The sequence below is a fragment of the Enterobacter sp. BIDMC109 genome (assembly GCF_001037885.1).
Taxonomy (GTDB): Bacteria; Pseudomonadota; Gammaproteobacteria; order Enterobacterales; family Enterobacteriaceae; genus Enterobacter; species Enterobacter hormaechei_C.
In genome coordinates this window covers 2,747,328-2,756,887 of sequence record NZ_KQ090002.1, presented here as the reverse complement: position 1 = coordinate 2,756,887, position 9,560 = coordinate 2,747,328, and the positions used below count along the sequence as shown (strand labels likewise).

At 54.2% G+C, this 9,560-nt stretch carries 9 protein-coding genes; 3 read left to right on the top strand and 6 right to left on the bottom strand.

Translation table 11 applies throughout. The features are described 5' to 3' along the window. Window positions 1–152: 152 nt before the first annotated feature. Entirely contained in the window at window positions 153–605 is a 453-nt protein-coding gene (gene matP / locus SK62_RS13150) for a macrodomain Ter protein MatP (protein ID WP_003858158.1), read from the top strand. A 65-nt stretch (window positions 606–670) separates the two neighbouring features. Here the strand turns inward: matP and ompA are convergent, their stop codons facing one another. Together ompA and sulA are read right to left on the bottom strand one after the other, a co-directional pair. After that, on the bottom strand, window positions 671–1,723 hold the full coding sequence (gene ompA, locus SK62_RS13145) for a porin OmpA (RefSeq protein ID WP_017694761.1): 1,053 nt from the start codon (window positions 1,721–1,723) through the stop codon (window positions 671–673). Between the two features lie 356 nt (window positions 1,724–2,079). Then, complete coding sequence (gene sulA, locus SK62_RS13140; protein WP_026094322.1) at window positions 2,080–2,589, bottom strand: SOS-induced cell division inhibitor SulA; 510 nt, start codon at window positions 2,587–2,589, stop codon at window positions 2,080–2,082. Window positions 2,590–2,806: 217 nt separating this feature from the next. On the opposite strand from sulA, the gene SK62_RS13135 reads away from it, so the two are divergent. Beyond that, on the top strand, window positions 2,807–3,433 hold the full coding sequence (locus tag SK62_RS13135) for a TfoX/Sxy family DNA transformation protein (RefSeq protein WP_017384804.1): 627 nt from the start codon (window positions 2,807–2,809) through the stop codon (window positions 3,431–3,433). Here SK62_RS13135 and yccS read toward each other — a convergent pair. Both yccS and SK62_RS13125 read right to left on the bottom strand, forming a co-directional pair. After that, entirely contained in the window at window positions 3,390–5,552 is a 2,163-nt protein-coding gene (gene yccS / locus SK62_RS13130) for a YccS family putative transporter (protein ID WP_047719338.1), read from the bottom strand. The two genes, SK62_RS13135 and yccS, sit on opposite strands and share 44 nt — an antisense overlap. An 18-nt stretch (window positions 5,553–5,570) precedes the next feature. Beyond that, the gene (locus tag SK62_RS13125; RefSeq protein ID WP_003858149.1) at window positions 5,571–6,017 is read right to left on the bottom strand and encodes a YccF domain-containing protein; all 447 of its coding nucleotides are present in this window, start codon (window positions 6,015–6,017) and stop codon (window positions 5,571–5,573) included. A 122-nt stretch (window positions 6,018–6,139) separates the two neighbouring features. Between SK62_RS13125 and helD the strand changes: the two genes are divergently transcribed. After that, the gene (helD, locus tag SK62_RS13120) at window positions 6,140–8,194 is read left to right on the top strand and encodes a DNA helicase IV (protein ID WP_047719339.1); all 2,055 of its coding nucleotides are present in this window, start codon (window positions 6,140–6,142) and stop codon (window positions 8,192–8,194) included. Between the two features lie 53 nt (window positions 8,195–8,247). On the opposite strand, the gene mgsA is transcribed toward helD, so the two are convergent. Beyond that, window positions 8,248–8,706, bottom strand: coding sequence for a methylglyoxal synthase (gene mgsA, locus SK62_RS13115; RefSeq protein WP_003858146.1), 459 nt, complete (start codon window positions 8,704–8,706; stop codon window positions 8,248–8,250). An 80-nt stretch (window positions 8,707–8,786) separates the two neighbouring features. Beyond that, the gene (locus SK62_RS13110) at window positions 8,787–9,449 is read right to left on the bottom strand and encodes a curli synthesis inhibitor (RefSeq protein WP_047057585.1); all 663 of its coding nucleotides are present in this window, start codon (window positions 9,447–9,449) and stop codon (window positions 8,787–8,789) included. Window positions 9,450–9,560: the final 111 nt, after the last annotated feature.

Sequence of the window (9,560 nt, the reverse complement as noted above, 5' to 3'; positions counted from 1 at the left end):
AGTATACCGTAAGCGGCGCACTCTGCCCAATCAGGATTCGGGTTTTCGTCATGCGGATCGCCTGCGGCGTTTCACAGGATATGATTTCTTTTCAGCAGATTGCCAAAAAACTGATATTCTGAACAGAGTTACACGGTAACACTGAGATCGCAATGAAATATCAACAACTGGAAAACCTCGAAAGCGGCTGGAAATGGAAGTACCTGGTCAAAAAGCACCGTGAAGGGGAGCTGATCACCTGCTACATCGAAGCCAGCGCGGCACAAGAAGCTGTGGATATGTTGCTGACCCTCGAAAACGAACCGGTACTGGTAAACGGCTGGATTGAGAAACACATTAATCCGGCCCTGTTAAACCGGATGAAGCAAACTATCCGTGCTCGTCGTAAACGGCATTTCAATGCCGAGCATCAGCACACCCGTAAGAAATCCATCGACCTGGAGTTCATGGTCTGGCAGCGTCTGGCCGGGCTTGCGCAACGGCGCGGGAAAACCCTGTCGGAAACGGTGGTGCAGCTGATTGAAGATGCCGAGCACAAAGAGAAGTATGCCAGCCAGATGTCGACGCTGAAGAACGATCTACAGGCACTGTTAGGTAAAAAATAAGCTTTTTACTTTTCTTCAGATAATAAAAAACCCCGCATCGCGGGGTTTTTTTATAAGACGATAACTTATGCCGCAGGCTGAGTTACAACGTCTTTGATACCTTTAACTTCGATCTCTACGCGACGATCTGGTGCCAGGCAGTCGATCAGTGCAGCGCGTGGTTTCACGTTGTCACAGGTAGAACCGGTAACTGGGTTAGATTCGCCCATACCACGTGGGGAGATCTTGTTAGCTGGGATACCTTTAGATACCAGGTAATCAACTACAGACTGAGCACGTTTCTCAGACAGACCCTGGTTGTAAGCGTCAGAACCGATACGGTCGGTGAAGCCCAGAACCACTACAGAACCGTCTTTAGGATCCAGGTTGCTCAGCTGGGTGTACAGCTGATCAAGTGCCTGCTGACCTTCTGGTTTCAGGGTAGCTTTGTTGAAGTTGAACAGAACGTCAGACTTCAGAGTGAAGTGCTTGGTCTGTACTTCTGGAGCTGGAGCCGGAGCTGGAGCTACGACTGGCGCATCTTCCTGCTGACCGAAACGGTAAGAAACACCAACGCTCAGCATGCCGTTGTCTGGACGAACGCCAACGGTAGCACCGTCACCGATGTTGTTAACCCACTGGTATTCCAGACGGGTAGCGATGTCACGGGTCATTGCCCACTCAACGCCACCAGCGAATACTGGGGAAACACCAGTGTCGTGGTCGTCACCAGCGATGCTGTTGCTGGAGTCTGCACGCCATACCATGCCGCCCAGACGGGTGTACACGTCCAGGTCGTCAGTCACTGGGTAACCCAGTTTAGCGGTCAGCTGTACGCCTTGAGCTTTGAAAGCGCCATTTACGTTGTCGCCTTTGTAAGGCATACGACCTAACCAGTCGTAACCCATTTCAAAGCCAACATACGGGTTAACCTGATAGCCACCGAACGCACCTGCACCCAGCTGGCTCTCGTGAGTAGGGCCATCGTTGTTCAGGCTGCTGTTGTACCAACCGGTGTCATGGAACTGAGACCAGCCCAGTTTACCACCTGCATACCAGGTATTATCTTTCGGAGCGGCCTGCGCTACGGTAGCGAAGCCAGCCAGTGCCACTGCAATCGCGATAGCTGTCTTTTTCATTTTTTGCGCCTCGTTATCATCCAAAATTTGCCATGAATATCTCCATCGGAGGAATCACGGTTAAATCCTTCACCGGGGGGCGTGGTCAAATATAAACCTACCGATATCTTCGGCTTAGGCCGAGCACCCCTGGCGATGTAAAGTCTACAACGTAGCTGAAAACTTACAAGTGTGAAGTCCGTCAGGCATATGAAAAAAAAAGTTCCGTATACCTAATATTTAACAATTTTTGAACGAATTTTGTGCAGTAAAATTAACGAGAACCGCGTCAGACAAGCCTTGCCGCAGTTTTGGCGCGTTGAACTTTTTTTGCATACTGCGGTCGAAAAAAATTCCAGGAAAACTCTTAAAATGACTCAATGGTACACATTTGAGTGAATTTTTAGCCCGGGATGTTGTCCTCTGCGATAGGAATCTCCACGAACCGGCCGCATGATGAAACCCATCGCGTTACCTTCTTCAGCCGCTTCAGTCAGACGCAAATGTTCCTCTTGCGACAGATCCTCAGGCAACCACCCAATCACGACGCTATAGTTCCCGGTACGTAATGCCCGGACCATCGACTCGACCGTATCGCAAGGGGAGAGTTGATTAATCTGCATCACCTTCGCTAACGGCAGGCCAGCCGACTGAACCCATTCACGACTTAATTTTTGCTGTGGCGTCAGCCAGAGCTGCCAGCGAGACTGTTGCCCGAGCTGCTGCAAAAGCGGCAGGAGTAAGAGTTGTGTTAACAGCGGCTGGTCTTCACGGTAAACCACTTCACTGATAAGCCCTGTCGATACACGCCCGATAGAATTCTGCGCAGCATTGCCTGCGGCAGAAGTGGAAGGTGTTAAGTGATTTGCATAGCCTGAAGTGTACATATTCATTCCAGCCCTGTAGTTACTGTATGGATATACAGTAACCCCTGTGTGCATAAAGATCAACCTCATTTTCGGAAAGCGACTCGCAAATTTCATCCATTCCTGGTGAACCTGAAAAAATCATCTTGCCCAACGGCAATAAGTTGCCTATTTTCCTGCTAACGGATCCGTTAGTAAGAAATATCGTGTTTACTGTATGATTTTTAATGGAATTATCATGAAAAAGATATCTTATGATCGGATTTATCAATCTCAGGAATACCTCTCTCCGCTGGGCGAAATTCATCATCGCGCCCTGTTTGGCGGTTATACCCTGGCCGTGGATGAAGCGGTGTTCGCGATGGTGTCTGACGGCGAGCTGTACCTTCGCGCCTGTGAGCAAAGTGCAAAATACTGTGTAAAAAACGCCTCCTCTTTTCTGACACTGATGAAACGAGGACGGCCAGTGCTGCTTAATTACTACCGTGTGGATGAAGGTCTGTGGCAAAACAGGGAAAAGCTGCTTCAGCTCTCCTCGTTTGCGCTCGATGCCGCCAGGAAAGAGCGCTACCAGCGCCATCAGCGTAACCGGCTTAAGGATCTGCCGAACCTGACCTTTCAGATTGAGGTCCTGCTTATGGAGGCGGGCATTACCAATGAAGAGACGCTACGACAGTTGGGGGCGAAGACGAGCTGGCTGAAAATGCGCTCTAAGAATAAAGCGCTGAGTATCCGGGTATTGTTCGCGCTTGAAGGCGCCATCGAAGGGTTACATGAAGCGGCACTCCCGGCGGATATTCGCCGGGAGCTTATGGAGTGGTTTAATGCGCTGCCTGAGTCGCAGGGCCATCATTCCGCCAGGTAGCGATCTTCTGTCGCAGCCGACAAATTTCCGGCAGCAAAGCGATAAGCAGGCCAATTTGCTGTAGGACCAGCGGAGCTTTGTTGTCGGTGCCAGGATCAAGGTGAGCGATACGTTGCACCAGTTCATCCAGTGCCTGGTGAACCCGTGGCTCATCCGCAGGTTGATGATGAAGCGCATCATCAACGTAGCAAACGGCGTCGTCCAGCAGCGCCAGGATGCCCGGATTTGTCAGTTTCTCACGGTGGGCGCCAAGGGTAGAGATATAGCTGGTGAACGTGTGGTTCAGACACAGCAGGCGGAAGGCTGTCTCCCGGATTTCTGCCGTGGCGCGCGGCTCAGTTGACATATTCGAGACAACGGAAGCCAGCTCTGCGTCCGTGTTATGCGCATCGCGACGGGCAATCCGATAGGCCAGACGGTTATCGCGACCCTGATGGTATTGCTCAAGAATAGCATCCAGATAGCGGCAGTTAGCGTTCATCGCTCTGTCGGACACGCGCGGTAAGTTACGAAAACGCCAGTCCGGCCAGATAAAGCTCACCGCCGCCCAGGCAATGGCGCAGCCGATTAGCGTGTCGATAACGCGAGGAAGGGCCACTTCAAAGCCTTCACCCAGCAGATTGAAGCAGAGCAGCACCAGCAGCGTGATGAACATCGTGGCGTGGGCGTACTGCACATTGCGGAAGGCGAAAAACAGTACACCGGTAATCACAATCAGGATCAGTTGCCCTTCTACGGATGGCACAAAGTAGAGCACCGGCAGCCCGATGGCGACCCCGACTAATGTCCCGACAATACGCAGCGCGAGCCGATGGCGGGTAGCGTTATAGTTCGGCTGGCAGACAAACAGGCTGGTCAGCAGGATCCAGTAACCGTGGTGCAATCCTGTTATCTGGATAAACGCGTAGCCGACGCACAGAACCAGCGACATCCTTACCGCATGGCGAAAGAGGGCGGATTCCGGCGTAAAATGACGGCTCAGGCGCAGCCACATATCGCTGAAACCGTTGAGACTGTCGTCGGCAAGCTGGTTGTCGGCGTCATTGCCCGGCATTGCCATCGCCTGTTCAGACTCAATGGTGGCGAGCTGAGCATCGATGGCTCTCAGGTTGTTGAGCAAGAATCCCAGGGCTTTGAACTGTTCCGGCGATGTCCCACTGGCCTGAACGCGATCGAGGGCCGCATCCAGATGACTGAATGCGCGTTCAAAGCGAGGATCGTGCTGATAGGGCGTGCGCAGCAGTATTGAGCGCGCAAGTTGCTGGCAGGCCTGAGACTGCATCGACAGCAGGCGCTGGAAACGGAACATCACGTCGCTGTAGCGGAATTTCTCGCGCAGGTTAGCGTACTGCACATGCGAGGAGCTGGCGCGCTCGTGAATATCCTGGGCAACAAAGTAGTAGTGCAGTGTGCGCCGGGTACCGCGCTGACCGCGATCGCCGCGCAGACGGGTGAGCAGAGACGCTTTGGTCTGATTCAGCGTGGCGACCAGCTGGCCATTTGCCAGCGCCAGATCGTACAGGGGCGCCTGGCTGTCCTCTTCAATATCCGGATCAAACAGCCGGGATTTCAGTTCCAGATAGTGGGCCAGCTGTTCGTAACTGCGGGCAATGTTGTCCTGTAAGGCACGAACCGGAAAAATAAGATGTCCGGTTAAGGTCAGCAGGTTATACCAGATAGCGCCCAACAGCAGCAGGACCGGTTGCTGATACCACTGATCGTAAAGAGAGACGCCCAGCATGGTGTAAATGGCAATCAGCAGGGCGCCAAACGCGATAGTGGCGTAGCGTTGCCCGAGGCCGCCGAGCAAAATGAAGCCGCTGGTGGACACCGTCAGCCCTAAGGCAAACAGCCAGGGCCAGGGGAAAAGCAGCTCAACGGAGGCGGAAGCAATAAAGAAGCAGACCAGCGTAATGACCAGATTACGCAAACGACCGGCCAGGCGGTCGTCGAGATCCGCCAGCGCGCCGGCCACCACCCCAAGCGTGAGGGGGATGGTGAGCTTCACGTCATTTAGCCACCACGGCAGAGCGACGGTGCCGCAGAGGGCGATAAAGATCCTGACGTTATACAGCCAGTTACTGTTCCACGTATAGCGACGAAGCAGGGGGCTTAGCATGAGTGCGGCCAGTCCTTATTACTGAAAACGGCGACGGGCGTTGGCTTCACGCGCGGCTTGCGCGACTTCGACCGGGACAACACGGCGTCCTACCGGCCACAGGGCGATGGTGGCAATTTTGAAGTTAGCGATGCCAACCGGAATGCCTATAATCGTGATGCACTGGGCGATACCGGCGAAGATATGCATCAGACACAACCACCAGCCAAAGAAGATCAGCCATAAAATATTCAGCAGCGTGCCGCCGGTATTCATCAGGGCATTTTTTCTTTCCGGCTCCAGCTCATCCACGTGTACGGCTTCATTTCCATAAGGAACGAGGGAGAGTTTGGTGATTTCCCAGCAGGAGCGCGTCAGCGGAAGGGTGAAGATGAGCACGATGCTCACCAGGGTGGCAAAAAGCCAGGAAAGGGTGGTGGCAAAACCGCCAAGGACAAAATTCAACACATTCAGAACGGTACGCATAAACCCTCATTTCCTTCGATATGATTAACGCCCGGTGATTGTAACGTTTTTTTGGGCTGGAGCACCTTAAAACTGGCAGTTAAACTGTCTGACAAATTATGACCTCGTGGATCCGGCAGGATATGGAACTGAAAGCAACTTCAATGGGCAAACGCCTGGCGCAGCACCCTTACGACAAGATTGTCCTGCTCAATGCAGGAGTGAAAGTCTCCGGGGAACGCCACGAATACCTTATTCCGTTTAATCAGCTACTGGCCATTCATTGTAAACGTGGGCTGGTATGGGGGGAGCTGGAGTTCGTCCTGCCGGCAGATAAAGTGGTGCGACTCCACGGGACCGAGTGGGCGGAAACCCAACGCTTCCACCATCATCTGAACACGCGCTGGCAGCAGTGGAGCCAGGAGATGAGCGTGATTGCCGCACAGGTTCTGCAACAGGTGCTGGACGATATCGCGCTAAGCAATACGCAGCAGAAGTGGCTGACGCGCCAGCAAACCGCCGGGCTTCAGCAAAAAATCGCCCAGGCGCTGACGGCATTGCCTTTACCGGTGGCGCGGCTTGAGGAATTTGATAACTGCCGCGACGCGTGGCGGAAGTGCCAGGCTTGGCTGAGCGATATCGAGAAAAGCCGTCTGGCGCATAACCAGGCCTGGACTGAGGCGATGCTTACGCAATATGCCGACTTCTTCAGTACGGTGGAGTCATCGCCCCTCAATCCTGCCCAGGCGCGCGCCGTGGTGAATGGCGAACAGTCTTTATTGGTGCTGGCAGGTGCCGGGAGCGGCAAAACGTCGGTGCTGGTGGCGCGCGCGGGCTGGCTTCTGGCAACGGGCGAGGCGGTTGCCGACCAAATTTTGCTGCTGGCCTTTGGTCGCAAGGCTGCGCAGGAGATGGATGAGCGCATTCAGGCGCGTTTGCATACCCAGGATATCTCGGCACGCACGTTCCACTCCCTCGCTTTACACATCATTCAACAGGGCAGCAAAAAAGTTCCTGTTGTCAGCAAGCTGGAGAACGACGCTCAGGCTCGCCAGGCGCTGTTTATCAAGGCATGGCGTCAGCAGTGCAGTGAAAAAAAGGCGCAGGCGAAAGGCTGGCGTCAGTGGCTTGAAGAGGAACTCAACTGGGAGGTGCCGGAGGGCAGCTTCTGGCAGGATGAAAAGCTGGCGCGCCGGCTGGGCTCTCGTCTCGACCGGTGGGTAAGCCTGATGCGCATGCACGGCGGCTCTCAGGCGGAGATGATAGAAAGCGCACCGGAGTCGATCCGCGCTGTGTTTTCTAAACGGGTTAAGCTGATGGCGCCGATGCTGAAAGCGTGGAAAACCGCGCTGAAAGACGAAAACGCGGTCGATTTTTCGGGGCTGATCCATCAGGCCATCATCATTCTGGAGAAAGGGCGCTTCGTCAGCCCGTGGAAACACATTCTGGTGGATGAGTTTCAGGATATCTCGCCGCAGCGCGCTGCGCTGCTTTCGGCGCTGCGGGCGCAGAATAAACACACGTCGCTGTTTGCCGTGGGCGATGACTGGCAGGCTATCTACCGTTTCAGCGGGGCGCAACTATCCCTCACGACGGCCTTCCACCACTATTTTGGGGAAGGCGATCGCAGCGATCTGGACACCACCTACCGCTTCAACGCGCGGATTGGCGAAATAGCCAACCGTTTTATTCAGCAGAACCCGCACCAGCTGTCGAAACCGCTTAACAGCCTGACGTCGGGTGATAAAAAGGCCGTCACGCTGCTGGCGGACGATCAGCTGGAACCGCTGCTGGATAAACTGAGCGGCTATGCGAAACCGGATGAGCGCATTCTGGTCCTGGCGCGTTATCATCACCTCAAGCCGACGGCGCTGGAAAAAGCGGCGACGCGCTGGCCAAAACTTCAGCTCGATTTTATGACCATTCACGCCAGTAAAGGGCAGCAGGCCGACTACGTGATTGTGGTGGGGCTAAAAGAGGGGAGCGACGGTTTCCCGGCACCAGCGCGGGAATCCGTGATGGAAGAGGCGTTATTACCTGTTCCGGAAGATTTCCCGGATGCAGAGGAGCGGCGCTTACTGTACGTGGCGATAACCCGCGCGCGCCATCGCGTGTGGCTCTTGTTCAACAAAGAGGAGCCGTCGGTGTTTGTCGATATTTTGAAGAGTATTGACGTGCCGGTGGCGAGAAAGCCGTAACGCGCCGGGCAAATTCTGTAGGCCCGGTAAGCGCAGCGCCACCGGGCAAAAAACTACTTCAGTCTCTCCGCAAGATAACGCTGATAATCCGGGATCAAAATCTCCACCGGATCGTTAAACTGCGGCGATTCAATGATGAAATCTGCCGTTGAAAGATTGGTGGCTACCGGAATGTTCCACACCGTCGCCAGACGCAGCAGCGCTTTAACGTCCGGATCATGCGGAACCGCGTTCAGCGGATCCCAGAAGAAAATCAGAACGTCAATTTTACCTTCTGAAATCTGAGCACCTACCTGCTGGTCACCCCCCATCGGGCCGCTCAGCATGGCATTCACTTCCAGACCGGTTTCGCGGTGGATCAGGTTGCCGGTTGTTCCCGTGGCAGAAAGGGCATGATGCTGTAAAAGAGGCTGATGGCGACGAACCCAGTTAAGCAGCATTTGTTTACAGTGATCGTGCGCAACCAGAGCAATGTGCTTGCGCGCCGGAAGTGTGCGTGTTGTCAGTTCCATAATCTTATCCGTGAGGTTACCTCGTTACACGATGACGGGAACTGGCTGATGCTGCAAGAGAAAGGACGAAAAAATGTGGCTTACGACGAAGGTTGTTGCTTCGCCCATTGCAGAAAACGGGCGCGCGTGTCCGGATCGGCATTCTGGAACCAGAACTTGAGGCGTTGCTCAGTAAGGGTCTGCGACTGAGGGGGGAGTACATCCAGCTCCGATACGCCCGAAAGCAGGGTACTGTCATCCGCCATCATGGTGGCGAACTGGGGCAGCGAGGCGCGCCCGCTGGCCCTGTTGTAGGTCTCGGTGTCCGCTTCATAGTCTGTTCCCTTTGGCCTTTTTGTCAGCGCCAGAATATCCAGTTTTACCGGGATGGGCATGGAGTCCCCGTCCACCAGTTCAATGCGCGGCGAGGCATCAAATGCCAGTGACTCCTTTTCTGTCTCAAGGCGCGGGAGACGAAAATTGACCTGGCTGATACGCTGGGTATTAAAGCTGACCACCAGCGGAGGCGAAATGTACACCTGCTGTTCGTTGTCGGCGAGGCGAATGGTCTTTTCCACCCGAAAAACCACCTGGTGCGGGCCGTTATCCAGCTCGATACTGTCTGCACCCCGCAGCAGGGAGCTGGAGACTTTTTTCCCGTCCAGCACCAGCAGGTCAATGTCGGTTGAGAGTCTGAGGGTGGTTGCGAAAACACAAACCGGCATGATTAACGCAACCATAGCCCAGGCAATGCCGGTTTTCATAGCAGACTCCTGTAGACAAACTACCCGGTAAGAATGTATCAAAAGTTTTCGACAAACACGTTTACTAACATATAGACATATTCTGCCGTTTTGCCCTCATACTTCTGTATG